We start from the raw sequence: 26,591 nt of genomic DNA, 5'->3' as shown, positions 1-26,591 counted from the left end.
TTTTCAAACGCGAACGAACATTCTATGTTCCGAAACGAAAGCGGCCGGGTTCGCAAGGAACCGGCGCGGTACGGAGAGGAACCCAATGGCAAACGCGAGCCCTGCAGGAACGGACGGCCGGCTCGGTGCAAGCGGACCCGGGGCTGCCGGTTCCGTGGTGGCTGACCTTCTGATCGTCGGCGGCGGCGTGAACGGGGCGGGCATCGCCCGCGATGCGGTCGGGCGCGGGATGTCGGTGGTGCTGTGCGAACAGGGCGACCTTGCGGGCGCCACCTCGTCGGCCAGCACCAAGCTGATCCATGGCGGCCTGCGCTATCTCGAATATTACGAATTCCGTCTGGTGCGCGAAGCTCTGCAGGAACGCGAGGTTCTGTTGCGCGCGGCTCCGCACATCATCTGGCCGCTACGGTTCGTTCTGCCCCACGACAGCAGCATGCGCCCGGCCTGGATGGTGCGCATCGGCCTGTTCCTTTACGATCATCTGGGAAAGCGCAAGCTGCTGCCGGGCTCGCACGGGGTCGATCTGACCAGCGCGCCGGCGGGAAAGCCGCTGTCGGGCGGTTTCACCAAGGCGTTCGAATATTCGGACTGCTGGGTGGAGGACAGCCGGCTGGTCGTGCTGAACGCCATGGACGCGCAGGCGCGCGGGGCCGAAATCCTGACGCGCACCCGCTGCGAGAAGGCCGAGCGGCGTGACGGGCTGTGGGAAGCGACGCTGGTCGACGTGACCACGGGCGCCACCCGCACCGTCCGCGCCCGCGCGCTGGTCAATGCCGCCGGTCCCTGGGTGCGCGAAATGATCGCCAAGCGCACCGGCGTCACCGTCGACAAGTCGGTGCGTCTGGTCAAGGGCAGCCACATCGTCGTTCCGAAGATGTTCGAAGGCGAACACGCCTACATCTTCCAGAATGACGACCGCCGCATCGTCTTCGCCATTCCCTATGAGCGCGATTTCACCCTGATCGGCACCACCGACCTCGATTATTCGGGCGATCCCGGTGCGGTGGCGATCAGCCAGGACGAAATCGCCTACATGTGCCGGGCGGTGTCGCGCTATTTCGCCAAGCCGGTGCGCGAGAGCGACGTGGTGTGGACCTACAGCGGCGTCCGGCCGCTGTTCGACGACGCCAGCGGCAACGCCTCGGCCGTCACCCGCGACTATGTGCTGGAGATGGACGAGCCGGCCGGGCAGGCGCCGATGCTGTCGATCTTCGGCGGCAAGATCACCACCTTCCGACGGTTGGCGGAGGAGGCGACGGAGAAGCTGGGCAAGGCGCTCGGCAAGGGCGGCGTCACCTGGACCGCCGCCGTGGCGCTTCCCGGCGGCGACATCGCCAACGCCGATTTCGCCGGCTTCCTGGCCGGTCTGAAGCGCAGCCGGCCCTGGCTGCCCGAGGCGCTGGCCCTCCGGTTGGCGCGGGCCTACGGCACGCGGGTGGAGCGGCTGCTGGGCGACGCCAAGGGGCTGGACGATCTGGGCATCGATTTCGGGGGCGGCGTTTACGAGGCCGAACTCGACTATGCCGCGCGGGAGGAGTTCGCCATGACCGGCGACGACTTCCTGTGGCGGCGTTCCAAACTTGGGCTGCACCTGGACGCTGCGATCCGGGACGCCATCGGCGGCTGGTTCGACCGGCGCCGAGAAGCTACGGCCAACAGGGACACGGGCGGTGACACCGCCGGCCTGCGGTCGATGGGAGGAATGCGGTGACACTCACACTGGAAGGCGTGGCCAAGCGCGTCGGCGCCGAGCAGCATCTCCACCCCCTGTCGCTGGAGCTGCAAGCCGGCAGCTTCAACGTCCTGCTGGGGCGGACGCTGGCGGGCAAGACGACGCTGATGCGGCTGATGGCCGGGCTGGACAAGCCGACCGCCGGGCGCGTGCTGGAAAACGGCAAGGACGTCACCGGCACGTCGGTGCGCCATCGCGACGTGGCGATGGTCTATCAGCAGTTCATCAACTACCCGGCGATGACGGTCTACGAGAACATCGCCTCGCCGCTGCGCCGCCAGGGCAAGGACAAGGCGGAGATCGACGCCAAGGTGCGCCGGACCGCAGCCATGCTGCGCATCGAGCCCTATTTGGAGCGTCTGCCGGCCGAACTGTCGGGCGGCCAGCAGCAGCGCTGCGCCATCGCGCGGGCTTTGGTGAAGGGCGCCGGCCTGCTTCTGCTCGACGAGCCGCTGGTCAACCTCGACTACAAGCTGCGCGAGGAGCTGCGCGCCGAACTTCGCGACATCTTCGCGGACGGCAAGACCACAGTGGTCTACGCCACCACCGAACCGCAGGAGGCGCTGATCCTTGGCGGCAACGTCACGGTGCTGCATGAGGGGCGGATGCTGCAGACCGGGGCGACCGGCGACGTGTTCCACACGCCGGCCTCGCTGGAATGCGCGCAGGTGTTCAGCGATCCGCCGATGAACGTGATGGACGCGATCCTGACCAACGACCGCGTCGCCCTGTCCGATGGCACCAGCCTGCCGCTGTCCGCCCATGACCGCAACCTGCCGGCCGGCCCTTGCAAGGTCGGCATCCGCGCCAACCACCTGACGGTGCTGCGGCGGAGCGAGCGGCTGGTGCCGATCAAGGGCCGGGTCGCCCTGTCGGAGATCAGCGGGTCGGAGACCTTCGTCCATCTGCGCCACGGCGACACCACGCTGATCGCGCGGGAGGAGGGGGTGCACAGCCATCCGATCGGCAGCGACATCCAGGTCTATGCCGATCCCGACCGCATCTTCGTCTTCTCCACCGCCGGGCAGCTGGTGGCGGCACCCAACTGGCGGCGCGGCGCGCTGCGCAACATCGCTTAAGGGGGGCGGGAGCGATGGCGACCATCCAATTCGACAATCTCGGCCACTCCTACCACCCGCACCCGACGAAGCCGGAGGATTACGCGCTCCGCCGCCTGTCGCAGGAGTGGGAGGACGGCAAGGCCTACGCGCTGCTCGGGCCGTCGGGCTGCGGCAAGTCCACGCTGCTGAACATCATCTCCGGCCTGCTGGTGCCTAGCGAGGGACGGGTGCTGTTCGACGGGCTGGACGTGACCCGCTGCACGCCCGAAGAGCGCAACATCGCCCAGGTGTTCCAGTTTCCGGTGATCTACGACACCATGACGGTGTACGAGAATCTCGCCTTCCCGCTGCGCAACCGCAAGGTTCCGGCCGCCGACGTCGACCGCCGGGTGCGGCAGGTGGCCGAGGCGCTGGACCTGACCGACGATCTGAAGAAGCGCGCCCAGCGGCTGACGCCGGACGCCAAGCAGAAGATCTCGATGGGGCGGGGCCTCGTGCGCTCGGACGTGGCGGCCATCCTGTTCGACGAGCCGCTGACCGTCATCGACCCGCACACCAAGTGGATCCTGCGCCGCAAGCTGCGCCAGATCCACGAGGAATACCGCCTGACCATGATCTACGTGACCCACGACCAGGTGGAGGCGCTGACCTTCGCCGACAAGGTCGCGGTGATGTACGAGGGCGCGATGGTCCAGCTCGGCACCCCGCAGGAGCTGTTCGAGAACCCGGAGCACACCTTCGTCGGCTATTTCATCGGCAGTCCCGGCATCAACCTGATGCCCTGCACGCTGGGCAATGACCATGCGCTGGTCGACGGCATCGCCATCCCGCTGCCCGACCGCGCCGTGCCTGCGGTTGGGGGCAAGTTCGAGCTGGGCATCCGGCCGGAATTCCTGGAGCTGACCCGCAGCGGCAGCGCCGGATCGATCCCGGTGCAGGTCACCGGTGTCGACGATCTCGGCACCTCCAAGCTGGCGACGGTCCGGATGGGCAGCCACACGCTGAAGGCGCGGCTGAGCGAGGAGCAGGAGATCCCGGCGCTGGACGCCGCCATCCGTTTCCCCACCCGGTGGACCAAGCTCTACCGCGACAGCCATCTGGTCGGAGGCACAAGCCATGGATAAGGTCCAGGACAACCGGGCTTGGTTCCTGATCATCCCGGTCTTTCTGATCGTCGCCTTCAGCGCGGTGATCCCGCTGATGACGGTGGTCAATTATTCGGTGCAGGAGATCTTCGGCCCCGGCCAGACCTTCTTCGTTGGCACCGAATGGTTCGAGGCGGTGCTGACCGACGACCGGCTGCATGACGCGCTGGTGCGCCAGATCATCTATTCGCTGGCGGTGCTGGCGATCGAGATCCCGCTCGGCATCCTGATCGCTCTCGGCATGCCCGGCGGTCGCAGCGCTAAGACGTCGCTGACGCTGGTTCTGCTGGCCCTGCCGCTGCTGATCCCGTTCAACGTGGTCGGCACCATCTGGCAGATCTTCGGCCGCGGCGACATCGGCCTGCTGGGCGCCACCTTCCGCGCCCTCGGCATTGATTACAACTACACCAACAATTCGGCCCATGCCTGGATGACCGTGCTGGTCATGGATGTCTGGCACTGGACCAGTCTGGTGGCTCTGCTGTGCTATGCCGGGCTGCAGTCGATCCCGCCGGCCTTCTATCAGGCAGCCAAGATCGACGGCGCGTCCAAATGGGCGGTGTTCCGCTACATCCAGCTGCCGAAGATGCGCGGCGTCCTGATCATCGCGGTGCTGCTGCGCTTCATGGACAGCTTCATGATCTACACCGAGCCGTTCGTGCTGACCGGCGGCGGCCCCGGCAACTCCACCACCTTCCTCAGCCAGTATCTGACGCAGATGGCGGTGGGGCAGTTCGACATCGGCAAGGCCGCGGCCTTCTCCATCGTCTACTTCCTGATCGTGCTGCTGTTCAGCTTCATCTTCTACACCGTCATCACCAACTCCGGATCGGGAGAGAAGAAATGAGCAAGGCTGCGGTTCTCGCTCCCGGCTCGCTGGCCGCTCCGGCCAATGTCCGCCGGTCCACCGCAAGGGTGTCGAACAGGACGATCGTTCTCGTCTGCTATATCGTCTTCCTGATGTTGCCCATCTATTGGATGGTCAACATGTCCTTCAAGACGAACGAGGAGATCCTGTCCGGCCTGACGCTGTTCCCGCGCAATCCGACGCTGCAGAACTACGTCACCATCTTCACCGATCCCAGCTGGTACAGCGGTTACATCAACTCGATCTACTACGTCACGCTGAACACGGTCATCTCGCTGACGGTGGCGCTGCCGGCGGCCTACGCCTTCTCGCGCTACCGCTTCATCGGCGACAAGCATGTGTTCTTCTGGCTGCTGACCAACCGGATGGCGCCGCCGGCCGTCTTCCTGCTGCCCTTCTTCCAGCTGTACCAGACGGTCGGCCTGTTCGACACGCATCTGGCCGTGGCGCTCGCCCACTGCCTGTTCAACGTGCCGCTGGCGGTGTGGATCCTGGAAGGCTTCATGTCGGGCGTGCCGCGCGAGATCGACGAGATGGCCTACATCGACGGCTACAGCTTCCCGCGCTTCTTCGGCACGGTGTTCCTGCCGATGATCCGGGCCGGCGTCGGCGTCACCGCCTTCTTCTGCTTCATGTTCAGCTGGGTCGAGCTGCTGCTGGCCCGCACGCTGACCTCGGTCGACGCCAAGCCGATCGCCGCCACCATGACCCGCACCGTCAGCGCGTCGGGCATGGACTGGGGCCTGCTGGCCGCCGCCGGCGTGCTGACCATCCTGCCGGGCGCGCTCGTGATCTGGTTCGTCCGCAACTACATCGCCAAGGGCTTCGCCCTGGGCCGGGTCTGAGGGAGGCCGCGTCATGGATATGGGTTGGATGGCGTGGACCGCGCCGACCGCGATCTTCTTCGTCTGCATCGCCCTGATGCTGGCCGGCATGACGGTGTGGGAGGTGCTGTCGCCGACGGTGGAGGCCAAGGGCTTCCTGCCGATGCGCACCACCCGCGGCGACCGCCTGTTCATCGGCCTGCTCGGCAGCGCCTTCATCCATCTGGGCTGGCTCGCCGCGACCGACGTGTCGCTGTGGGGCGCCTCCGCGGTCTCGCTGCTGTGGGTCGCTTTCGTGATCCGTTTCGGCTGAGGGCGAAGAGACAGGGTTTTCACGGGATCCGTTCCTCCGCGGGGCTGCGGGGGTGACGGGAAGAACGGTGGTTTCCGCCGGTAGCTCAACAATCAAACGTCAACCAGACACCAAGTCGACAAGTGGGAGGAAGCATGCTTCAGCACCAGACTCTGCGGCGCCGCCTGACCGGGGCCGTGATGGCCGGCGGCATCGGCGTTCTGCTGGCGATGGCCTCGGCGGCCCCGTCCGCCGCCATGACGCCGGACCAGGAAGCCGTCGCCAAGCGCATCATCGAGGAACTCCAGCCCTCCACGCTCTCCAAGGACGAGCAGATGAAGGAGCTGGAATGGTTCGTGAAGGCGGCCGAGCCGTACAAGGGCATGGAGATCAACGTCGTCTCCGAGACGCTGACGACGCACGAATTCGAATCGAAGACTCTCGCCAAGCTGTTCAGCGAGCTGACCGGCATCAAGCTGAAGCACGACCTGATCCAGGAAGGCGACGTCATCGAGAAGCTGCAGACGCAGATGCAGTCGGGCCGCAACGTCTATGACGCCTATGTCAACGACAGCGACCTGATCGGCACCCACGTCCGCTACGGTCAGGCCGTCGCGCTGTCCGACTTCATGGCCGGCGAGGGCAAGGACGTCACCCTGCCGACGCTGGACGTGAAGGACTTCATCGGCACCAGCTTCACCACCGGCCCGGACGGCAAGCTCTACCAGCTGCCCGACCAGCAGTTCGCCAACCTTTACTGGTTCCGCGCCGACTGGTTCGCCCGTCCGGACCTGAAGGAGAAGTTCAAGGCCAAGTACGGCTACGATCTGGGCGTGCCGCAGAACTGGTCGGCCTATGAGGACATCGCCGACTTCTTCACCAACGACGTGAAGGAAATCGACGGCACCCGCGTCTACGGCCACATGGATTACGGCAAGAAGGACCCGTCGCTCGGCTGGCGCTTCACCGATGCGTGGCTGTCGATGGCCGGCGCCGGCGACAAGGGCCTGCCCAACGGCAAGCCGGTGGACGAGTGGGGCATCCGCGTCGAGGGCTGCCGCCCGGCCGGCGCCTCGGTCAAGCGCGGCGGCGACACCAACGGCCCGGCCGCCGTCTATTCGCTGACCAAGTACATCGACTGGCTGAAGAAGTACGCGCCGCCGGAAGCCTCGGGCATGACCTTCTCCGAAGCCGGTCCGGTGCCGGCCCAGGGTGCGGTCGCGCAGCAGATCTTCTGGTACACCGCCTTCACCGCCGACATGACCAAGAAGGGCCTGCCGGTCGTCAACGAGGACGGCTCGCCCAAGTGGCGCATGGCCCCCTCGCCGCACGGCCCGTACTGGGAAGAGGGCATGAAGCTCGGCTACCAGGACGTCGGGTCCTGGACGCTGCTGAAGTCCACCCCGCTGGAACGCCGCAAGGCCGCCTGGCTCTATGCCCAGTTCACCGTGTCGAAGACCGCGTCGCTGAAGAAGACGCTGGTCGGCCTGACCCCGATCCGCGAAAGCGACATCCAGTCCGAGGCGATGACCAAGGTCGCGCCGCAGCTGGGCGGTCTGGTCGAGTTCTACCGCAGCCCGGCCCGCGTCGCCTGGACGCCGACCGGCACCAACGTGCCGGACTATCCGAAGCTGGCCCCGCTGTGGTGGCAGAACATCGCCGAGGCGGTCACGGGTGAGCGCACCCCGCAGCAGGCGATGGACAATCTGGCCGACCAGATGGAGCAGGTCATGGCCCGCATGGAGCGCGCCAAGATCGGCGGCGAGTGCGCCCCGCAGCTGAACAAGCCGGAGGACGCCAAGGTCTGGTTCGACAAGCCGGGCGCGCCGAAGCCGAAGCTGGCCAACGAGAAGCCGAAGGGCGAGACCGTTGCCTATGACGACCTGCTGAAGGCCTGGAAGGAAGGCCGCGCCCGCTGATCCGGGATGCGGTGACGGGTTTACCCTTCCGGCGGGCGTCCTGGTTGCGTCGGAGGTGACCCTGGGGCGGCGGCCATTCTTTAAAAGGCATGCCGTCGCCCCTTTTCTTTAATTCCCCTCTCCCGTCCCGGGAGAGGGAAGGGGCCCAAGCAAAGCTTGGGAAGGGTGAGGGGTTATCCAATGATAGAAATCCATGTTCGGATCACCCCTCACCCTCCCGCCTTCGGCGGGTCCCTCCCTCTCCCGGGGCGGGAGAGGGTATAAAAGCCCAAGAAATCACGAGGGAACGCTTCCATGACCAAGGCCGGCCATATCCTCGCCATCGACCAGGGCACCACCTCGTCGCGGGCGATCCTGTTCGATGGCAGGGGGACTCCGCTGGCCGAGGCGCGGCGCGAGTTTCCTCAGCACTACCCCGGCGACGGCTGGGTCGAGCATGATCCCGCCGACATCCTGCGCGACATCCGCACCGTGGCGCGCGAGGCGGTGGAGAAGGCCGGGGTCGATGTCGCGTCCATCGCCGCCATCGGCATCACCAACCAGCGCGAGACCGCCGTGGTGTGGGACCGCGCCACCGGCGAGCCGATCCACCGCGCCATCGTCTGGCAGGACCGCCGCACCGCGTCGCTCTGCCACGATCTGGTCGCCGCAGGGAATGCCGAGTTGGTGCGCGCCAAGACCGGCCTGCTGATCGACGCCTATTTCTCCGCCACCAAGATCGCCTGGATTCTCGACCATGTGCCGGGCGCCCGTGCGCGGGCCGAACGCGGCGAGCTGTGCTTCGGCACCATCGACAGTTTCCTGATCTATCACCTGACCGGACGCCGGGTGCATGCGACGGACGCGACCAACGCCTCGCGCACCATGCTGTTCGACATCCATGCCCAGGATTGGGACGACGAGTTGCTGGCGCTGTTCCGGGTGCCGCGCGCCATGCTGCCGCGGGTGCTGGACAGCTCCGACGATTTCGGCGCCACCGAGCCGGAGCTGCTCGGCCGGCCGATCCCCATTGCCGGGGTGGCGGGCGACCAGCAGGCGGCGGCCTTTGGGCAGGCGTGCCTGACGCCGGGCATGGCGAAATCGACCTACGGCACCGGCTGCTTCGCGCTGATCAACACCGGAGAGACGCCGGTGGTGTCGAAGAACCGGCTGCTGACCACCGTTGCCTATCGGCTGAACGGCAAGACTGCTTACGCTCAGGAAGGCTCGATCTTCGTGGCGGGGGCGGCGATCAAGTGGCTGCGCGACGGCATCGGCATCATCACCCATGCCAGCCAGACCGACGACATGGCGACCCGCGTTCCCGACAGCCACGGCGTCTATTTCGTCCCGGCTTTCGTCGGCTTGGGAGCGCCGCATTGGGATTCGGATGCGCGCGCCGCGATCTTCGGCATGACGCTGGACGTCGGCCCCGCCCACATCGCCCGCGCGGCGCTGGAGGCGGTCGCCTACCAGACCCGCGACCTGATGGAGGCGATGGCCGGTGATTGGGGCGGCACCATCAACGCGCTGCGCATCGACGGCGGCATGGCCGCCAACGACTGGCTCTGCCAGTTCCTGGCCGACCTGCTGAACATGCCGGTCGAACGGCCGAAGGTGATCGAAACCACGGCGCTGGGTGCCGCCTGCCTCGCGGCACTGCGGGTCGGCGTGTTCGACGGGCTGGATTCTGTGTCCGACGCTTGGCGCAGCGAGCGCCGGTTCGAACCGCACATGGAGCAGGACAGGCGCGACCGCCTCTATGGCGGCTGGCGCGATGCCGTAGCGCGGGTGCGGTCGGAGCGCTGAAGCAGCCTTGATGGCGTGAATTTGCAGAGTTTGTGGCGCAGACGAACAAGTCGCCATCTTCGTCGGCCGGTAGATTGACCTTGGTTGCGCGCTCCTCCCTCGGGTGCGTCGTCCTCGCCATTCCCGCGAGGACACTGGGCCGGACGGTTCATGCCGTCCGGCCCGATTTCTTTTTCCGGCACGACCGCAATGCCATCCACTTGCATGATGGTCGTCGGCATGAAAAGAGAGAACAGGGAAGGGTCATAAACAACCCGGTTGTCTGTTGACAACCATATGGCCTATCCCATAATCATGTGCTGGAGACGGGCGTGCCGCGGAACAGGCATCCGAAGAAGGAGATCGAGGAGGCCGTCCTCTATGCGGAGCATCGGGGCTGGACGTGGCAGAAGGGCCATGGACACTGCTGGGGCTTGCTGCGTTGCCCGGAAAACGAGGCCGACTGCCGGTGCGGGGAGTTCTGCTAGATCTCGGTCTGGAGTACACCGCGGGTGCCGGAGAACGAGGCGCGCAAGATTCGCCGGGCGGTCGACGGCTGTATTTATGCGGGCCGCCCGACCGCGGGCAAACCCTAGGGAGTGGGTGCGAGATGTGGGAGTTCGTGCTGAAGTTCCGCCTGCCGCCCGACCGGGAAGAGCCGACGGCGTGGCTGGATGCCCTGTTCGAAGCCGGCTGCGATGACGCCACCATCGGCGTGGGGCGACGTGGGGCCATCGCGCTGGACTTCTCGCGGGAGGCGGTCTCGGCCGATGCCGCTGTCCGCTCCGCCATCGCCGACGTGCTGACCGCGATCCCCGGTGCGCAGTTGACCGAGATCTCGCCCGATCTGGTCAACCTCGCCGATCTGGCGGAGATCGTCGGCTGTTCGCGCCAGAACATCCGGAAATATGCCGCGGGCGAGATCAGGACGGTGGCAGCCGCCTTCCCCGATCCGGTCTATACCGGCAATCCCAGCCTGTGGCGTCTGGCAGAGGTGCTGGTCTGGTTCGACCGCAACACCGATCTCCACCCGGATCCCCGGTCGGTCGAGCTTGCGCGCATCGCATCGAAGATCGGTGCCGACATCCAGCGGCGGCGGCTTGCCGAATTGATCGCTGCCGAATGAACGCGGCGGGGACGGAAGAAGACCGCCCCCGGCCGTGCTCGGTCACACCCCGTCCGGGCTGGTCAGTATGTGGCGGATCTCGCTCTTCAGCAGCTTGCCGGTGGCGGTGTGGGGCAGGCTGTCGACGAAGCGGACGTCGTCGGGGATGCACCACTTCGCGACCTTGCCGTCGAAGACCGCCAGCAATTCCTCGCGGGTCAGGGTGGAGTCCGGCTTGCGGACGACGACCAGCACCGGGCGCTCGCCCCATTTCTCGTCGGGAACCGCGACGGCGGCGGCTTCCTGGACGCCGGGATGGCCGACGGCGATGTTCTCCAGGTCGATGGAGCTGATCCATTCACCGCCGGACTTGATGACGTCCTTGGTGCGGTCGACGATCTGGACATAGCCGTCGGCGTCCATCGTCACCACGTCGCCGGTTTCGAACCAGCCCGGCACCGTCTGATGGGCGGGGCTTTCCGTCACGCCGAAATAGCCGGAGCAGACTGTGGGCCCGCGCACCAGCAGCCGGCCGAAGCTGGTGCCGTCGCGGGCCACGTCGTTGCCGGAGCCGTCGACCACGCGGAACTGCACGCCGCAGATCGGTCGCCCTTGCTTGGAGGCGAGCGCCAGCGCCGCGTCGGCGTCCATCCCGCGATGCTTGCCCTTCGGCATGTTGGCGAGGCCGAGCGGGCTGGTCTCCGTCATGCCCCAGGCATGCAGAACCTCCACGCCCATCTCCTGGAAGCGCTGGATCATCACCGGCGGACAGGCGGAGCCGCCGATGGCGATGCGGCGCATGGTCGTGAGTTTCTTCTTGTTGGCGTCCAGCCAGTTCAGCAGGGCCAGCCAGACGGTCGGCACGCCGGCGGTGTTGGTGACCTTTTCGCTTTCGAACAGCTCGTACAGGCTGGCGCCGTCCAGCTTGCCGCCGGGGAAGACCAGCTTGGCGCCGACCATCGGTGCGGCATAGGGGACGCCCCAGGCATTGACGTGGAACATCGGCACCACCGGCAGCACCACGTCCGACGCCGACAGGCCGAACACGTCCGGCATGCAGGCGGCCATGGCATGCAGGTAGGAGGAGCGGTGGCTGTACAGCACGCCCTTCGGATTGCCGGTGGTGCCGGAGGTGTAGCACATGCCGCAGGCGGTGTTCTCGTCCAGCTCCGGCCACTCGAAGCTGTCCGGCTGTTCGGCCAGCAGATCCTCGTAGCACAGCAGGTTGGGCAGGCTGGAGGCCGGCATGTTGGCCCGGTCGGTCATCACGACGATGCCCTTCAGCCCGGTCAGTTCGTGGGCGATGCCCTCCAGCAGCGGCACGAAGGTCAGGTCGGTGAACAGCAGCCGGTCTTCGGCGTGGTTGACGATGTAGGCGATCTGTTCCGGGAACAGGCGCGGGTTGATGGTGTGGCAGACCATGCCCGAGCCGCCGATGCCGTAATAGCATTCCAGATGACGGTAACCGTTCCAGGCCAGCGTGCCGATGCGGTCGCCCGGCTGCATCCCCAGCGCCGCCAGCGCATTGGCCAGCTTCTGGGCGCGGACCCAGGCGTCGGCATAGGTGTAGCGGTGGATCGGCCCCTCCGTGGTGCGCGACACGATCTCGGTGTCGGCATGGTAGAGCGCCGCGTGACGCAGGATCGACGTCACCAGCAGCGGGCCATTCATCATCATTCCGCGCAGCATCGTTTCACTCCCGGTTCATTTCTCTTCTGTGTGGGCACGGTCTGTTTTGGGTCTTCGTCAGGCAAGCAGGAGTCAGGCAAGCAGGCGGCGAGCCGCCGTTCGGCATCGCCCTCCATTGCCTTCAACTCGCCGATCACCTCGGCGATTTCCGACTGCATGCGCTCAAGCTCGGTCAGGCGGGCGCGGATCTTGCGCAGGCCGTCGCGGTACTGCCCGGCGCTGGGCCGGCCGGAGCGGTAATGGGCAAGGTATTCGGCGATCTGTTCCAGCGAGAAGCCGACCCGCCGGAATTTCAGAATCAGCATCAGCCGGGCGCGGTCGCGGTAGGTGAACACCCGCCGTCCCCCGGCCCGTTGCGGCGCCAGCAGTCCCTTTTCCTCGTAAAAGCGCAACGCCTGCGGCGTGAGGTCGAACTCCGCCGCCAACTCCGTCACGCCATACACCCGATCCCGTTCGGCCATGGACAATCCCCTGCGTCAACGATTTCGCCACGGCTGCCGGGGGGAAGTCAACGTCAATGAGCTAAAGCGGACTTTATGTCGCGTCGTGAGGAGCGTCCGCGCATCCACGGTCATGTCAGAGATTTCACATGACAAGCTGCGGCGGCCGGTGCTTTCTGCAGATTGGCCTTGGGGGGCTTGCGGACGGGAAGCGGGGGAGCCGGGCGTGCGGGGGAAGAGCAGCGTTTTGCGCCGGCTGATGGGCGAGCCGTGGGATCTTGCCGCGGCGTTGGGATTGCTGGCCCTGATCGTGCTGGTCGCCGTCACCTTCCGGCAGTACGGCATCTCCAACGACGAGGAGGTGCAGCATGTCTATGGCGCCAAGCTGATCGACTGGTACCGCAGCGGCTTCACCGACGCTTCGGCCTTCACCTACAAGAACCTCTTTCTCTACGGTGGCCTGTTCGACATGGCTGCGGTGGCGCTGGCCCCGCTGCTGCCCTTCGACCCCTATGAGACGCGGCACCTGCTGTGCGCCCTGATCGGGGTGGCGGGGATCGCGGTGGTCTGGAGCGTCGGCCGCCGGGTCGCCGGGTCGCGGGCCGGGTTCCTGGCCGGGGCGCTGCTGGCGCTGTGCGGACCCTGGTATGGCGGGCTGTTCAACCACACCAAGGACGTGCCCTTCGGCGTGCTGATGATGGCCTCGGTGGCGATGCTGATCCGGCTGGTCGGGCAGATGCCGCGGCCGCGTTGGGGCACGGTGCTGGGATTCGGCGTGGTCGTCGGGCTGGCGCTGGGCATCCGGGTCGGGGCGCTGCTGGTGGCCGGCTATGCGGCGGCGGCGCTGGCGGGCTGGGTGCTGGTGGGCGGAGTTTCCGCCGGACGGCTGCGCGACGCCGGACGGGGGGCCTTGCGGCTGCTGCCGGCGCTGCCGGTCGCCTATGGGCTGATGGCGCTCTTCTGGCCCTGGGCGGTGCTGGAGCCGCTGAACCCGCTGCGGGCGCTGGCCGATTTCTCGCATTTCCATTACCCGATCCGCACCATGCTGGGCGGCACCGAATATTGGATGTACGAGGTGCCGCGCAGCTATCTGGTCTGGTATCTCGGGGTCAAGCTGCCGCTGGTGATGCTGGGCGGGGTGGCGCTGGGGCTGCTGGTGCTGCCGATGATGATGTATCGCGACCGGCTGATGGGCGAGGAGGGGCGGGTCCGCGCGGTCGGCTGCGGGCTGGTGGCGCTGGCGGCGCTGTTCCCGGTCGCATGGTTCACCATCACCCATGCGCCCGGCTACACCGCGATCCGCCATTTCCTGTTCGTGCTGCCGCCGCTGGCGGTGGTGGGCGGCATCGGGCTCGACCGGCTGCTCGGTTGGGCCGGGGCCTGGAGGTTCGGCGTGTCGCAGCGGACCGGACGCGGGTTGTCGGCGGCGGCCCTGGCCGGGGTTGCGCTGGCGCTGGTGCTGGGCCGCGAGGCAACGGTCCTGGAGTCGCTGCATCCGGACGAATATGTCTATTTCAACGAGCTGGTCGGCGGCGTCGCCGGCGCGGTGCGCAAGTATGATGTCGATTACTGGGTCAACAGCCTGCCGGAAGCGGTGGAGGACCTGTCCGAGGTGATCGCGGCGGAAGAGGCGCGCACCCACCATCACAAGACCTACAGCGTCGCCGTCTGCGCCGAGCCGCTGGCATTCGAAAAGCTGGCGCCGGCCAACCTGCATTGGGTTACCGACTGGCACAAGGCGGACTTCTTCATCGCGCCGACGCAGGAGGATTGCGACGCGCTGATGACCGGTCCGACGGTGGCGGAGGTCGAACGCGACGGCGCCCTGCTGGCGGTGGTGAAGGATCTGCGCAAGCCGGCGGAGCCGGCGGAAGCAACCGTCGAGATGGCCCGCCTGCGCACCGGCCGCCACCAGCGGCATTGGTGACCGGTCGCCGCCGTCATCCCTTGGGCAGGAAGCGCGTGCGGTCCAGCCCGTGGCGAGCCATCTTTTCGTTCAGGGTGCGGCGCGGGATGTCCAGCAGGTCCATCACCGACTTGATGTCGCCCTTGCAGCGGTCCAGCGCCTGTTCGATCACCCGCTTCTCGAAGGCGTCGACCTGATCGGCCAGCGCGCGCGGTGCCGCCGCCGCTTCTCCGCCGACGGGACGGCGGCGCAGCAGGCCGGCGACGCCGCTGCGCCCGACCGACAGGACATGGCGTTCGGCCAGATTGCGCAGCTCCCGCACATTGCCGGGCCAGTCATGGGCCAGCAGCGCGTCGATGTCGGCCGGCTCCAGCGGGCGCGGCTCGCGGCCATGGCGGGCGGCGAACTCCGCGGTGAAATAGTCGAACAGCAGCGGAATGTCTTCCGCCCGCGCCCGCAGCGGCGGGATGTGCAGCTCCGCCACGTTCAGGCGGTAATAGAGGTCGGCACGGAACCGCCCTTCCTCGCTGAGGTCGAGCAGATCGATCTTGGTCGCCGCCACCAGCCGCAGATCGACCGGAACCTGCTTGTTGGAGCCCAGCCGTTCGATGGTGCGTTCCTGCAGGGCGCGCAGCAGCTTGACCTGGATGGCCAGCGGCATGCTCTCGATTTCGTCGAGGAACAGGGTGCCGCCGCTGGAATGCTCCAGCTTGCCGGCGCGGCGCTGGGTGGCGCCGGTGAAGGCGCCGGGTTCATGCCCGAACAGCTCGCTTTCCGCCATGCTGTCGGGGATGGCGCCGCAATTGACGGCGACGAAGGCACCTTTCGCCCCCCTGGGACCGAAATCATGCAGGCAGCGGGCGACCAGCTCCTTGCCCGTGCCGGTCTCGCCATGGATCAGCACGCTGGCGCTGGTGGCGGCGAGGTCGATCAGGTCGCGCCGCAGTTCGGCAATGGCGGGGGAGGTGCCGATCAGCTTCGATTCGATCCCGCCACCGCCGGCCCGGCGGCGCAGGCCGCGGTTTTCCAGCACCAGCCGCCGCTTCTCCGCCGCACGGCGGATGACGGCGACCAGATGGTCGGGTTCGAAGGGCTTTTCGATGAAGTCGTAGGCGCCGCGCCGCATCGCCTCCACCGCCAGCGCCACGTCGCCATGGCCGGTCACCAGGATCACCGGCAGGTCGGCGTCACGCTCCAGCGCCCGCTCCAGCACCGCCATGCCGTCCATCCGCGGCATCCGCACGTCGGTGACCAGCACGCCGGGGAAGTCGGGCGCCAGCAGGTCGAGCGCCGGCTGCGGCGTCTCGAAGCCTTGGGCAGCGAAGCCGGCCAGCTGCAGCCATTGCGTCACCGACACGCGCATCGCCAGCTCGTCGTCGATGAACAGGACGGGGGTGGCGAGCGGATCGGTCTTCATCTGGTCCTCATTGGGCGGTCGGCGATTGGGCTTCCGGCAACTGGACGACGAAACAGGCGCCGCCGTTGGGATTGTTCTCCGCCCGCAGCGTGCCGCCGAAGTCGCGCACGATGCCATAGGACAGCGACAGCCCCAAGCCAAGCCCCTGGCCGACCTCCTTGGTGGTGAAGAAGGGGTCGAACAGCTGGAACTGGTGCGCCTCGGCGATGCCGGTGCCGGTGTCGCGGATGCGGATTTCCCAGCCCTCGCTATTCCGGTCGGCGGTCAGGGTCAGGCGCCGTTCCTCGCACTCGGCCATGGCGTCGGCGGCGTTGCGCAGAAGGTTGACGAAGACCTGTTCCAGCCGCACCGCGTCGCCGCGCACACGGGCGTCGGGTGGGATGCTCTGCTCCACCTGCACCTCCTCCTCGCGCAGGCGGGAGGCCAGCAGGGCCAGCGCGCGGTCCATGGCGCGGGCGACCGGCACCGCCTCCACCCGCGCCGGACCCTTGCGGGCGAAGTCCTTGAGATGACCGGACAGCACCGCCATCCGCTCCGCCAGATCGCCGATCATGGCGAGGTTGTCGCGGACCATCGCCGTCTCGCCCCGCTCGGCCAGCAGGCGGGTGGAGGCGACGAAGGTGCGGATGGCGGCCAGCGGCTGGTTGATCTCGTGCGCCAGCGCCGCCGACATCTGGCCCAAAGCCGCCAGCTTGCCGGCCTGCACCAGCTCCTCCTGCGCCTCGCGCAGGACGTGGTTGGCGGTCAGCAGTTCGGCCGTGCGCTCCTCCACCCGGCGTTCCAGCGTCACGCGGGCCTCGTGCTGAAGCCGCAGGGTCTGGCGCCGCTGCCAGCCCAGCGCCAGGGCGGCGGCCAGCAGCAGGATTCCCATCGCTGTCAGCACGGCGGCGCCCGCCGCCTCGGCCTTCACCGGCTCCAGATCGGACAGGAAACGGATGGTCCAGCCGAATTCCGGCAGGGGGAGTTCCTGCATCAGGTAGGCGTGGCGGGCGCCGTGGGAGAGGGGGTCGGGCAGACTGAGATCGGGCAGGCTGACTTGGCGCGCGCCATTTTCCGCCAGCGGGCCGTCGCGCAGGCCGAGCGGGGCCGGGTCGCTGCGGTCATACTGGCGGGTCTGCGCCAGACGGGCCTTTACCGTGTCGGGCAGCGGGCGTAGCGCGCGGTATTTCCAGTCGGCGTGGCTGGACAGGAAGACGATGCCGTTCTCGTCGGTCACCAGCACCCGCTCGCCACCGGCGGCCCAATCGCGTTGCAGCGGCTCCAGGTCGATCTTGACCACGGCGACGCCGATCAGCGCCTCCCCCCGATGCACGGCATGCGACAGGAAATAGCCGGGCAGGCCGGTGGTGACGCCGATGCCGAAGTAACGGCCGCTGCCGGACTCCACCGCCTGACGGAAATAGGGGCGGAAGTCATAGGTCTGGCCGACGAAGCTCTGCGCCGGATCGGCCCAGTTGCTGGCCGCCAGAGCGAGGCCCGAACGGTCCACGACATAGAGCGCGGCCGATCCCGCCGCCTCGTTCGCCGTCTCCAGCCGGCGGTTCACCGCGTCGCGCCGCGCTTCCGACGGCGCATCGAGCAGGTCCAGCACCTCATGGTCGCGGGCGACCAGAAAGGGGAGGTAGTCGTAGCGGCCGACCGCGTTGCGGATGCTGCTGGCATAGAGACCCAGCCGCTGGTCGCCGTTCAGGGTCAGGGCCGCCCGCGCCTCCGCCTCCGCCCAGCGATAGGCGCCCCAGCAGGCCAGCGCCGTCACCGCGGCCAGCGCCGCGACGAGGATCGCCAGCCGGCGGTGGCGCAGCGAACGGGGGGAAACGGGGTCGGCCATGGCCTGTCTATGGGACCGCCGGGGCGATGCTGTCCAGCGCCTTTTCCGGCGGCCGGACGGGTTGGTAAAACGGTCGGGGTTCTTGAATGAACGTCCAATCAAAAATATCGAGGAGTCGTGCGAACACAAATCAACCAAGCAGATATGACAAATGAACGGGTCCGACAGCGGTGACATTGGCGGGCTTCTGTTGTTTGCGTCACTTTCATGGCATGCAAAAGGCGGGTATGGTGCGCCGCTGCCGGCTTGGGCTGGACCTTGCGGCGCATGCAGGCAACGGGATCGAAACGGGGGAGACAGGATCATGGACGCCGAATCCATTCGCGCCGCTTATCGCCGCTATGCCGGATTCTATGACCGGGTGTTCGGCGTGCTGCTGGCCTCCGGCCGGCATGCGGCGGTGGAGTGGCTGAACCGCCGCGGTGGTCTGCGCATCCTGGAGGTTGGGGTCGGCACCGGCCTGTCGCTGTCCGACTATCGCAAGGACAACCGCGTCGTCGGCATCGACCTGTCCACCGACATGCTGAAGGTGGCGCAGGAGCGGGTGGAGCGCGAAAAGCTCGACCATGTCGAAGGGCTGCTGGAAATGGATGCCGGCAAGCTGGCCTTCGCCGACGGCAGTTTCGACGTGGTGGTCGCCATGTATGTGATGACCGTCGTTCCCGACCCCCAGGGCACGATGGCGGAGTTGGAGCGCGTCTGCAAACCCGGCGGCGACATCGTCATCGTCAACCATTTCGCCGCCCCCCGCCCCGGCGTCCGCCGCGCGGTGGAGGGCTGGCTGTCGCCGCTTTCGAAGAAGCTCGGCTGGCGGCCCGATTTCACGCTGGACGCGATGATGGCCGGCTCGCGGCTGGCGGTGGAAAGCATCCGCACTCTGCCGCCCTTCGGGTTGTTCAGCCTGCTGCATTGCCGGCGGGGGTAGAAGGCCGTTCGTCGCGCGTGACCGGGTCCGCCGCCTGCTGTAGCTTTATGGTTGGCGATTGGATTCACGCTCCAAATCGATTCCGATTTTACGCGATCCGATCTGGTCTCGCCGTCACCACACACGCGATCATGGGAGCGGGAATATGGCCGAGCAGGGCGGCGATCTGGCGGGAAAGCGGATTCTGGTGCCGGAAAGCCGGGACCTCGACCTGTTCGCGGGCATGATGGAGCAGCATGGCGCCGAGACGATCCGCTGCCCGCTGGTCAAGATCCTCGACCTCGACGATCCGGCGCCGGCAAGGGCTTGGCTGGAGCGGCTGCTGACCGAAGGGTTCGACGACATCGTCCTGCTGACCGGCGAGGGGCTGCGGCGGCTGATGACCGTCGCCCGCGCCATGGAGCGTGAGGCTGACGTGGTCGCCGCCATTGGCCGCGCGCGCGTCTTCGTCCGTGGGCCGAAGCCGGTGAAGGCTCTGCGCGAGATCGGCTGCGCCCCCTACAAATCCGCTCCGGCCCCGACCACCGACGGCGTCATCGCCATGCTGGGGGAGGAGAACCTCACCGGCCGCCGCGTCGGCGTCCAACTCTACCCCGACAACCCGAACGAACCTCTGCTGGAGGCGGTGCGGGCCGGCGGCGGCAGTCCGGTGGCGGTCACTCCCTACCGCTACGCCAACGATTCGGAGACCGGCGCCGTCCAGACGGCGATCCGCGACATGGCGGATGGGCGCATCGACTTCGTCGCCTTCACCGCCTCGCCCCAGGTGCGGCGCCTGCACGAGGTGGCGGAGGCCTGCGGTCTCGGTGACGCCTTCCGTCAGGGCTTTGCCAGGACGCGCATCGCCGCCGTTGGCCCGGTGGTGGCGGAAGCGGTGGAGTCAGCCGGCGGCACCGTCGCGGTTTCCCCGGAGTCGACCTTCCACATGAAGCCGCTGGTCAACGCCATCCGCCGGTTGCTGACGGAGGGGGAGGGGAGCGAGCCGGTCTGACCGGCCATCGCCCTTTGCGGGCCAGCGACCTTTCGCCCCACCCTCCTTATGCGCGGACAAATTGATAACGATTCTCACTCTCGATTAACCTTTGACGCTCAGTGTTGGCCCCAGTCTGTTGCCCCAGTCAGCGGCCGTTGCCAGGAGCGTCGTCATGTCCGTCCGTCTTTTTCCCCTGTCCCGCCACGCGCTTGCGCTGGCGTTGCTGTCGGCCGGTCTGGCCGGGGGCGGGTCCGTTCATGCCGCGGATCTGTCGAGCAAGGAGAAACTCGGGGAGGCGCTGTTCTCCGAAACGGCGCTGTCGGCCAACCGTACGCAATCCTGCGCCGACTGCCACAACCCGGATTTCGGCTTTGCCGATCCGCGCACCGGCGGGGCGGGCGGGGCGGCGTCGGTCGGCGACAACGGCAAGTCGGTGGGCGACCGCAACGCGCCGACGGCGGCCTATGCGGCTTTCACGCCGGCCTTCCACATCAAGGCGGACGGCAAGGCGGTCGGCGGCCAGTTCTGGGACGGCCGCGCCGCGACGCTGAAGGATCAGGCCGGCGGGCCGCCGCTGAACCCGGCGGAGATGGGGCTGACCTCCAAAGAGCAGGCGCGAGACAGGCTGGCGGAGAATCCCGACTATGCCCGCGCCTTCGTGGCGCTCTACGGCGCCGGGGTGCTGGATGATGCCGGGCGCGCCTATGACGCGATGACCGACAGCCTCGCCGCCTTTGAAAAGACCGACCGCTTCGCGCCCTTCGATTCGAAATACGACCGCTATCTGCGCGGTGACTACAAGATGACGCCGGAGGAGGATTTGGGCATGACCCTGTTCTTCTCCACCCAGTTCACCAACTGCAACCAGTGTCACAAGCTGAAGGCGATGCCGGCCGCGGAGGGGGAGATGTTCACCAATTACGAACATCACAACATCGGCGTGCCCGCCAATCCGGCCCTGCGCGACGCCTCCGGCAAGCCTGGTTTCGCCGACCGCGGGCTGCACGACAATCCGGCCGCGGCCAAGCCCGCCTATGAGGGGAAGTTCAAGACGCCGACCCTGCGCAACGTCGCGGTGACCGGCCCCTACATGCACAATGGCGTCTTCAAGGATCTGGAGACGGTCGTGCGCTTTTACGACCACTACAACAACCGGACGGAAAAGGCCGCGATCAATCCGGAGGCCGGCAAGCCCTGGGGACTGCCGGAGGTGGCGGCGAATCTGTCGACGAAGGAACTGGAATCGGCGCCGGCGCTGGACACCCGCCGCGTCAAGGCGCTGGTCGCCTTCATGAAGACGCTGACCGACTCGCGGTACGAACACCTGCTGGCGAAATAGGGCAGACCCTTTCAGCCGCCCCCTTCAGCCGCCGATGTCGATGCGGAAGAGTTCCATGTCCAGCAGTTCCATCGACATCCGGCGTCGCCCGGAGGTATTGCGGGACGCCAGCTTGCGGGCCAGCGGCTGGCTCAGCCAGGCGGCGCGGGCGCGGTCGATCAGGGCGGTGCAGCGATGGGACAGAGTGGCGTTCATGGCGGTCGGGCTCTCTCGCAAGGGATCGGGGTCGGCGGCAGCATGGCTCCTGTGAGCAGTTGCAATAAGAATGTCCCGGCAACGTGACAGTTTCTATCGCCCGAAGGTCTAGTCCCTACGCCATAGGGGTGGGATTCGGTCGATTTCGCCCCCGTCTTCGACCAAAGAAGGAGGGCGTCACATCACCAGACCGACCAGCCGGCGCAGGGCGTCGCGGGCTTCGCCGTCCAGAACCGGCAGGCCGTTGCGGGCCTCCAGCATGTAGGCGCCGGGATCGGCCAGAGTGCGCATTGCGAATCCGGCGACCACCGGCGGCTCGGTGCTGAGCGGCTGCTGGTCGTAGACGGGGGTGAAGCTGCAGCCGCTGAGCAGCGCGCGGATCATCAGCGTCTCGTCCGACGTGGCGCCGGCCGCCGGCGTGTTGATGCCGAACAGCAGCCGCTCCGCCTCCGCGTCGGTCACCATCCCGCGTTCCAGCAGGATGTCGACCATGGCGGAACTGGTCATCACCGGCGCCGCCCGACCTTTCCAGCAGAAGCGGCCATCGTCCCAGCCGGCATCCAGGCTGCGGAAGATCATGTGCGGCTCGCCGCCGCCGGGGGCGCCGGCGACGATGTAATTGACCCGCAGAAGTCCGTTCCACGCCCCGGCCGGAGCGACGATGCAGGACAGCCCGTTCCGCGTCAGGCGCAGGTAGGTGTCGTTGATGCCGGATGGCTCGAAGTCGAAAAGCATGGGTGTCTCACCTCTCTGCCACCTCGCTACAGGCAGGCCCGGCGTCGCCGCGGCCCAGCCTTCGTTCGCTTGAGTCAGGTGAGTGGCTTGCCAGCTCGCGCAAACTGCCCATGCGGGTGCCCTCCCTTTGCGCAGAAACACGAAAGGCGGTAGGCCGATCCGCCGGCCCCCGCCTTTCGCGCTCGTGCCAAGGAGGGTTCGGACGCTAGTTCGCCGGACCCATGAAGACGCTGTCGTGGCTGTTCTTCTCGTTCGTTCCGGTGTCGGACAGCTGGAAGGTCAGCGGCAGCGACGTGGCGGAGACCGCCGTGCGCGGGGCCGTAACATAGACGCGATAGGTGGCGACGCTGTCCGGCGAGGCGGAGATGGTGGCGGTGTGGGCGGCGGCCTCATCCTCCGCCTCGCCGATCACCTTGATCTCGGCATTGGGCAGGCCGGCGACGCTGAGGGTGTAGGAGCGGTCCTGCCGGGTCTTGTTGGCGACCTTGAAGGTGTAGGCGTTGCGGATCGAGCCGTCCGACAGCGTCACGAACAGCGGCGCGCGGTCGCGCAGCACCGTGATGTTCAGGCTGGGGCGCAGCGCGAAGCTCCAGGCCATTGCGCCGCCGATGACCAGCATCAGCAGGGCATAGACGATGATACGCGGGCGGATCAGACGCCACTGATAGGTCTTGCCGGAGGCCCGGGTGTCCTGGGCGGCCAGGCTGTCGAAGGCGATCAGGCGGGTGGGCAACCCCTGCTGGATCATGATGCTGTCGCAGGCGTCGACGCACAGGCCGCAATTGATGCAGTCCGCCTGCTCGCCGGTGCGGACGTCGATGCCCATCGGGCAGACCTGCACGCACTGGCCGCAGTCGATGCAGTCGCCGAAGCCCTGGGCGCGCCGCTCGTCCCAATTCTGCGACTTGCGCTTGGGGCCGCGGTTGTCGCCGCGGTCGGCCTGATAGGTGACGATCAGCGAATGTTCGTCCAGCATCGCGGTCTGGATGCGCGGCCACGGGCACATGTACATGCACATCTGCTCGCGCGCCCAGCCGGCCATCACATAGGTCATGCCGACGAAGATGGCGAAGAAGGACACCGCCTCGTAGCTGGCCTGGAAGGTCAGCAGATCATGCAGCAGGGCCGGGGCGTCGGTGAAATAGGCGAGGAAGCCGAACCCGGTGACGAGGCTGAGCGTCAGCCAGCCCGCATGCTTGCCGGCCTTGCGCAGGGCCTTGCGCGTCGTCCAGGGCTGTTTTTCCATGCGGATGCGTTCGGCCCGGTCGCCTTCGAAGATGCGCTCGATCCAGACGAACAGGTCGGTCCACACCGTGTGCGGACAGGCGAAGCCGCACCACACGCGGCCGGCCAGCGCCGTCGCCAGGAACAGGCCCAGCGCCGCGACGATCAGGATGCCGGTGAGGTAGTAGATTTCCTGCGGCCAGATTTCGATCCAGAACAGGAAGAATCGGGGCGTGGTCAGGTCGAACAACACCGCCTGGGCGGGCGCGTCGGGACCGCGTTCCCACCGGATCCAGGGAGCGATGAAGAACAGCGCCAGAAGAACGGAGAAGGTGACGGTCTTCAGGCGTCGATAGAGGCCCTTGACTGCCTTCGGATGAATCGTCTTATGGCTTTCGTACAGCGGGACCTTGGCGGGTTGGGCTGAGCCCTGCTGAACGATGCTTCCGTCTGGCATGTCGATGCGCCTGATTTCCGGTTCCACGTTGGCGCGGAGCATATTCGACCACCAGTGCGGCGTGTTTGACCTCTGTCAAACAACGTCGATATTCCGAAAAGCCATTCCAGATCTAAGGCTTTTCACCGGTTCGAGGGATCCGCGTTTCGGGGTCCGTTAATACTGTGCCAGATGGCCAATCGACAAGCTGATTATTGTTCGGCAATAAAGGTATCACGCACAATACTGAGACTATACTGTGTTGCAGCAAAGCAATCAGTTAAGCGCACCGTCAGGGCTTGCCGACGGTTACCGACAGGAAGGACAGGCGCAGGCGCGACGCGCAGGATGTCGGCCACCAGTGTCAGGATATCGTCGTGATGGTTGGCCGATGCATGCGGTCCTGCCGGCCGAAGCGCGGACCGGGCAGGAAAAATCGTCGCGGCGGTCGGCTCCGCCAGGAACGTGCTTCCACAGGCCGCCGCATCCGCCATCGTGCAAATCCTTATCCTGGACAACGGCTTGGCCGCCACGGCCCCTGGACAGGCGCAGGATTAAGCTTCACTGTTTCGTAAAAACAACCGGTCTCCCGGCCGGGTCCGGACGCCGGCAGGTGCGGAATGACGCTTGCCCGTCAACCGTCAAGAGACAAGAATGCGATCGCGGGTCACGCCGCGTGTCCTGCCGCCGGGTTTCTCCCGTCGGTTGGACGCCGATCGTGAATTCAACCCGCCTTTCAGCGGAGGGAGTAGGCACGGGCATGGGGGAGACCGGGTTCGCCCGCTTTGACGCCGACGAACGCCTGGTATGGGCCAATGCCGCCTTCGCGGCCCGATTCGCCGTGCCGGCCGATGCGACGCTGGAGGGGCTGTTCGGCGGCCTGCTGGGTTGTGCCGCCGTTGCCGACCTGCGCCGCGGTTGTCCATTGACGCGGGGGCTCCCCGACGGCAGCGCCGTGACCCTGGCGCTGGGCGGCGGCGGGGCGGACGAATGGCTGCTGACGGCGATCGATGCGGTTGCGACGCCGGCCGAGCAGGAGCCCTGGGCGAAGACCAGTTCGGTGCTGGACTGCCTCAGCCAAGGGGTGATGGCCTTCGACCATGACCTGCGGCTGGTCGCCTGGAACCGGCGCGTGCTGGAACTGCTCTACATCGATCCCGGATTTCCGCGCTATGCCCAGCCCTATGAGGTGGTGGTCCGCCACATCGCGGAGCAGGGCGGCTATGGCCGCGGCGAAGTCGATGATCTGGTGGCGCAGCGGCTGGACTATATCCGCAAGGCCTCCTGGCCCTTTTACAACGAGCGCGTGCGGCCTGACGGCGTCGTCATCGAAACGGTGACCCTGCCGCTGCCCGACGGCGGATTCGTCACCACCTACACCGACATCACCCAGCGCAAGCAGGCCGAGCGCGAGGTCGCCTCCAGCCGGGAATTGCTGGAGTTGGCGATCCAAGCGGCGCGCGAGGGCATCTCGAAATGGGATCTCCGCACCGGCGAGGTGTGGTTCTCCCTGCAATGGTGGGGCCTGCTGGGCTATTCCGAGGCGGAGATGGACAACAGCCGCCGCCGCTGGGAGGAACTGATCCACGTCGAGGATCTCGGCGCCGCACTGGAGATGGAACGGGATCTGGCGGCCGGCCGGCGGTCGGAGGGCCGGCTGCTGCAGCGCTTTCACCACCGCTCGGGCGCCACGGTCTTCCTGGAGACGCGAACGCTTGCCGTCGCGGGCGGCGACGGTAAGCCCTTCCGCATCGTCGGCTCCCACACCGACGTCACCGAGAGCGTGCGCGCGGCCGAAGCCGTGCGCGCCGCCAAGGAGGAGGCCGAACGCGCGCTGCAGGACCTGAAGGAGGCGCAGGTCCAGCTGATCCAGGCGGAGAAGATGGCGGCGCTGGGCTCGCTGGTGGCCGGGGTGACGCACGAGATCAACACGCCGGTCGGCATCGCCCTGACCGGCGCCTCACTGCTGGCGGAGAAGACTCGCGCGCTGCGCCACCTGTTCGAGGCCGGTGCGCTGCGGCGGGGCGATTTCGCCGAGTTCATCGACATCGCCGACGAGGCGACGCAGTTGATGCTGCTGAACATCGAGCGCGCCACCCGACTGATCCAGAGCTTCAAGCAGATCGCCGTCGATCAGGCGAGCGAGGAGCGCCGCGTCTTCGAACTGAACACCTACATCCACGAGGTTCTGCGCAGCCTGGGTATGCGCATCCGCCGCAGCGGTCATACGGTTGCCGTCCATTGCCCGGACGATCTGACGATCGACAGTTTTCCGGGGGCGTTCAGCCAAATCCTGACCAACTTCGTCATCAACTCGCTTCTGCATGGCTACGACCCGGGGGTGCGCGGCCAGCTGACGGTGACCGTCACGGCGATGGATGGAGAGGTGGAGCTGGTCTATGCCGATGACGGACGCGGCATTCCGGCGGAACTGCATGGCAAGGTGTTCGAGCCCTTCTTCACGACCAGCCGCGACCGCGGCGGCAGCGGGCTGGGGCTGAACATCGTCTATACGCTGGTCATGCGGACCCTGCGCGGTCGGCTGCGGCTGGACAGCACACCGGGGGCGGGGACCGCCTTCACGCTGCGCTTCCCGCGCGTGACTCCGGCCGAACCGCTGCCGCTGTAGGCGGCAGATTTTTGAAACGCGAGGGCCGTTCCGTTCGCCGGACGCTCTCTATTTGAATGCGATGGTGGAAGGGGCTGGATTCGAACCAGCGTACGCTAACGCGGGCAGATTTACAGTCTGCTGCCTTTAACCACTCGGCCAC

The 26,591-nt window shown here is 67.0% G+C and carries 22 protein-coding genes; 14 read left to right on the top strand and 8 right to left on the bottom strand.

Going from position 1 to position 26,591, the window contains the following annotated elements:
- Positions 1-85 precede the first annotated feature (85 nt).
- The 9 genes from glpD to TSO5_RS12530 all read left to right on the top strand — a co-directional run bounded on the left by glpD (position 86) and on the right by TSO5_RS12530 (position 10,734).
- The gene (gene glpD, locus TSO5_RS12575; RefSeq protein WP_109151920.1) at positions 86-1,711 is read left to right on the top strand and encodes a glycerol-3-phosphate dehydrogenase; all 1,626 of its coding nucleotides are present in this window, start codon (positions 86-88) and stop codon (positions 1,709-1,711) included.
- Positions 1,708-2,811 (top strand): ABC transporter ATP-binding protein, encoded by a 1,104-nt coding sequence (locus TSO5_RS12570; protein WP_109151919.1) that lies wholly within the window; start codon positions 1,708-1,710, stop codon positions 2,809-2,811. Before glpD ends, TSO5_RS12570 begins: the two co-directional genes overlap by 4 nt.
- A 14-nt stretch (positions 2,812-2,825) precedes the next feature.
- Positions 2,826-3,917, top strand: coding sequence for an ABC transporter ATP-binding protein (locus TSO5_RS12565; RefSeq protein WP_109151918.1), 1,092 nt, complete (start codon positions 2,826-2,828; stop codon positions 3,915-3,917).
- On the top strand, positions 3,910-4,785 hold the full coding sequence (locus TSO5_RS12560; RefSeq protein ID WP_109073443.1) for a sugar ABC transporter permease: 876 nt from the start codon (positions 3,910-3,912) through the stop codon (positions 4,783-4,785). Before TSO5_RS12565 ends, TSO5_RS12560 begins: the two co-directional genes overlap by 8 nt.
- 68 nt (positions 4,786-4,853) lie before the next feature.
- A complete protein-coding gene (locus tag TSO5_RS12555) occupies positions 4,854-5,651 on the top strand; it encodes an ABC transporter permease subunit (protein WP_208621288.1) in 798 nt (265 codons plus the stop codon).
- A 13-nt stretch (positions 5,652-5,664) separates the two neighbouring features.
- Complete coding sequence (locus TSO5_RS12550) at positions 5,665-5,943, top strand: DUF2160 domain-containing protein (RefSeq protein WP_244560968.1); 279 nt, start codon at positions 5,665-5,667, stop codon at positions 5,941-5,943.
- A gap of 134 nt (positions 5,944-6,077) precedes the next feature.
- Positions 6,078-7,841 carry an ABC transporter substrate-binding protein gene (locus tag TSO5_RS12545; protein ID WP_109151917.1) on the top strand — a complete coding sequence of 588 codons (1,764 nt, stop codon included), beginning with the start codon at positions 6,078-6,080 and terminating at the stop codon, positions 7,839-7,841.
- 294 nt (positions 7,842-8,135) lie between these two features.
- Entirely contained in the window at positions 8,136-9,629 is a 1,494-nt protein-coding gene (gene glpK / locus TSO5_RS12540; RefSeq protein WP_109151916.1) for a glycerol kinase GlpK, read from the top strand.
- Between the two features lie 589 nt (positions 9,630-10,218).
- Positions 10,219-10,734, top strand: a complete 516-nt coding sequence (locus tag TSO5_RS12530) for a DNA-binding protein (RefSeq protein ID WP_109151915.1) — start codon at positions 10,219-10,221, stop codon at positions 10,732-10,734.
- A gap of 42 nt (positions 10,735-10,776) precedes the next feature.
- Here TSO5_RS12530 and TSO5_RS12525 read toward each other — a convergent pair whose 3' ends face one another.
- Positions 10,777-12,402: a 3-(methylthio)propionyl-CoA ligase gene (locus TSO5_RS12525; protein ID WP_109151914.1), complete on the bottom strand. Its 1,626-nt coding sequence runs from the start codon at positions 12,400-12,402 to the stop codon at positions 10,777-10,779.
- Positions 12,387-12,863 (bottom strand): MerR family DNA-binding transcriptional regulator, encoded by a 477-nt coding sequence (locus TSO5_RS12520; RefSeq protein WP_109151913.1) that lies wholly within the window; start codon positions 12,861-12,863, stop codon positions 12,387-12,389. Before TSO5_RS12520 ends, TSO5_RS12525 begins: the two co-directional genes overlap by 16 nt.
- A gap of 205 nt (positions 12,864-13,068) precedes the next feature.
- Between TSO5_RS12520 and TSO5_RS12515 the strand changes: the two genes are divergently transcribed.
- Positions 13,069-14,769 (top strand): glycosyltransferase family 39 protein, encoded by a 1,701-nt coding sequence (locus TSO5_RS12515; protein WP_158282412.1) that lies wholly within the window; start codon positions 13,069-13,071, stop codon positions 14,767-14,769.
- A gap of 13 nt (positions 14,770-14,782) precedes the next feature.
- On the opposite strand, the gene TSO5_RS12510 is transcribed toward TSO5_RS12515, so the two are convergent.
- Positions 14,783-16,165: a sigma-54 dependent transcriptional regulator gene (locus tag TSO5_RS12510; protein WP_109151911.1), complete on the bottom strand. Its 1,383-nt coding sequence runs from the start codon at positions 16,163-16,165 to the stop codon at positions 14,783-14,785.
- Between the two features lie 7 nt (positions 16,166-16,172).
- Positions 16,173-17,993, bottom strand: coding sequence for an ATP-binding protein (locus TSO5_RS12505; protein ID WP_109151910.1), 1,821 nt, complete (start codon positions 17,991-17,993; stop codon positions 16,173-16,175).
- 304 nt (positions 17,994-18,297) lie between these two features.
- On the opposite strand from TSO5_RS12505, the gene TSO5_RS12500 reads away from it, so the two are divergent.
- From TSO5_RS12500 to TSO5_RS12490, 3 genes are all read left to right on the top strand, one after another.
- A complete protein-coding gene (locus tag TSO5_RS12500) occupies positions 18,298-18,918 on the top strand; it encodes a class I SAM-dependent methyltransferase (protein ID WP_085091122.1) in 621 nt (206 codons plus the stop codon).
- Between the two features lie 145 nt (positions 18,919-19,063).
- Positions 19,064-19,909 carry a uroporphyrinogen-III synthase gene (locus tag TSO5_RS12495; protein WP_109151909.1) on the top strand — a complete coding sequence of 282 codons (846 nt, stop codon included), beginning with the start codon at positions 19,064-19,066 and terminating at the stop codon, positions 19,907-19,909.
- 154 nt (positions 19,910-20,063) lie between these two features.
- Positions 20,064-21,230, top strand: a complete 1,167-nt coding sequence (locus TSO5_RS12490) for a cytochrome c peroxidase (protein ID WP_109151908.1) — start codon at positions 20,064-20,066, stop codon at positions 21,228-21,230.
- Between the two features lie 24 nt (positions 21,231-21,254).
- Here the strand turns inward: TSO5_RS12490 and TSO5_RS32925 are convergent, their stop codons facing one another.
- The 4 genes from TSO5_RS32925 to TSO5_RS32200 all read right to left on the bottom strand — a co-directional run bounded on the left by TSO5_RS32925 (position 21,255) and on the right by TSO5_RS32200 (position 24,314).
- Entirely contained in the window at positions 21,255-21,425 is a 171-nt protein-coding gene (locus tag TSO5_RS32925) for a hypothetical protein (RefSeq protein WP_199230873.1), read from the bottom strand.
- Between the two features lie 177 nt (positions 21,426-21,602).
- A complete protein-coding gene (locus TSO5_RS12485; protein WP_109151907.1) occupies positions 21,603-22,160 on the bottom strand; it encodes a hypothetical protein in 558 nt (185 codons plus the stop codon).
- A 205-nt stretch (positions 22,161-22,365) separates the two neighbouring features.
- On the bottom strand, positions 22,366-23,841 hold the full coding sequence (ccoG, locus tag TSO5_RS12480; protein ID WP_247870725.1) for a cytochrome c oxidase accessory protein CcoG: 1,476 nt from the start codon (positions 23,839-23,841) through the stop codon (positions 22,366-22,368).
- A 191-nt stretch (positions 23,842-24,032) separates the two neighbouring features.
- Positions 24,033-24,314, bottom strand: coding sequence for a hypothetical protein (locus TSO5_RS32200; RefSeq protein ID WP_146203731.1), 282 nt, complete (start codon positions 24,312-24,314; stop codon positions 24,033-24,035).
- 266 nt (positions 24,315-24,580) lie between these two features.
- Between TSO5_RS32200 and TSO5_RS12475 the strand changes: the two genes are divergently transcribed.
- Positions 24,581-26,449, top strand: coding sequence for a PAS-domain containing protein (locus TSO5_RS12475; RefSeq protein WP_109151905.1), 1,869 nt, complete (start codon positions 24,581-24,583; stop codon positions 26,447-26,449).
- The last annotated feature ends 142 nt before the right edge of the window (positions 26,450-26,591 follow it).

Origin of the sequence: Azospirillum sp. TSO5 (assembly GCF_003116065.1) — a bacterium.
Classification (GTDB): Bacteria; Pseudomonadota; Alphaproteobacteria; order Azospirillales; family Azospirillaceae; genus Azospirillum.
The sequence above is the reverse complement of the archived record's forward strand: the minus strand, read 5'-3'. Positions and strand labels throughout refer to the sequence as shown.

Coding starts and splice junctions, on each gene's coding strand:
- glpD (WP_109151920.1), top strand. CDS start 86: ATGGCAAACGCGAGCCCTGCAGGAACGGACGGCCGGCTCGGTGCAAGC.
- TSO5_RS12565 (WP_109151918.1), top strand. CDS start 2,826: ATGGCGACCATCCAATTCGACAATCTCGGCCACTCCTACCACCCGCAC.
- TSO5_RS12560 (WP_109073443.1), top strand. CDS start 3,910: ATGGATAAGGTCCAGGACAACCGGGCTTGGTTCCTGATCATCCCGGTC.
- TSO5_RS12550 (WP_244560968.1), top strand. CDS start 5,665: ATGGATATGGGTTGGATGGCGTGGACCGCGCCGACCGCGATCTTCTTC.
- TSO5_RS12545 (WP_109151917.1), top strand. CDS start 6,078: ATGCTTCAGCACCAGACTCTGCGGCGCCGCCTGACCGGGGCCGTGATG.
- glpK (WP_109151916.1), top strand. CDS start 8,136: ATGACCAAGGCCGGCCATATCCTCGCCATCGACCAGGGCACCACCTCG.
- TSO5_RS12530 (WP_109151915.1), top strand. CDS start 10,219: ATGTGGGAGTTCGTGCTGAAGTTCCGCCTGCCGCCCGACCGGGAAGAG.
- TSO5_RS12525 (WP_109151914.1), bottom strand. CDS start 12,402: ATGCTGCGCGGAATGATGATGAATGGCCCGCTGCTGGTGACGTCGATC.
- TSO5_RS12520 (WP_109151913.1), bottom strand. CDS start 12,863: ATGGCCGAACGGGATCGGGTGTATGGCGTGACGGAGTTGGCGGCGGAG.
- TSO5_RS12510 (WP_109151911.1), bottom strand. CDS start 16,165: ATGAAGACCGATCCGCTCGCCACCCCCGTCCTGTTCATCGACGACGAG.
- TSO5_RS12505 (WP_109151910.1), bottom strand. CDS start 17,993: ATGGCCGACCCCGTTTCCCCCCGTTCGCTGCGCCACCGCCGGCTGGCG.
- TSO5_RS12500 (WP_085091122.1), top strand. CDS start 18,298: ATGGACGCCGAATCCATTCGCGCCGCTTATCGCCGCTATGCCGGATTC.
- TSO5_RS12495 (WP_109151909.1), top strand. CDS start 19,064: ATGGCCGAGCAGGGCGGCGATCTGGCGGGAAAGCGGATTCTGGTGCCG.
- TSO5_RS12490 (WP_109151908.1), top strand. CDS start 20,064: ATGTCCGTCCGTCTTTTTCCCCTGTCCCGCCACGCGCTTGCGCTGGCG.
- TSO5_RS32925 (WP_199230873.1), bottom strand. CDS start 21,425: ATGAACGCCACTCTGTCCCATCGCTGCACCGCCCTGATCGACCGCGCC.
- TSO5_RS12485 (WP_109151907.1), bottom strand. CDS start 22,160: ATGCTTTTCGACTTCGAGCCATCCGGCATCAACGACACCTACCTGCGC.
- ccoG (WP_247870725.1), bottom strand. CDS start 23,841: ATGCCAGACGGAAGCATCGTTCAGCAGGGCTCAGCCCAACCCGCCAAG.
- TSO5_RS32200 (WP_146203731.1), bottom strand. CDS start 24,314: ATGGCGGATGCGGCGGCCTGTGGAAGCACGTTCCTGGCGGAGCCGACC.
- TSO5_RS12475 (WP_109151905.1), top strand. CDS start 24,581: ATGGGGGAGACCGGGTTCGCCCGCTTTGACGCCGACGAACGCCTGGTA.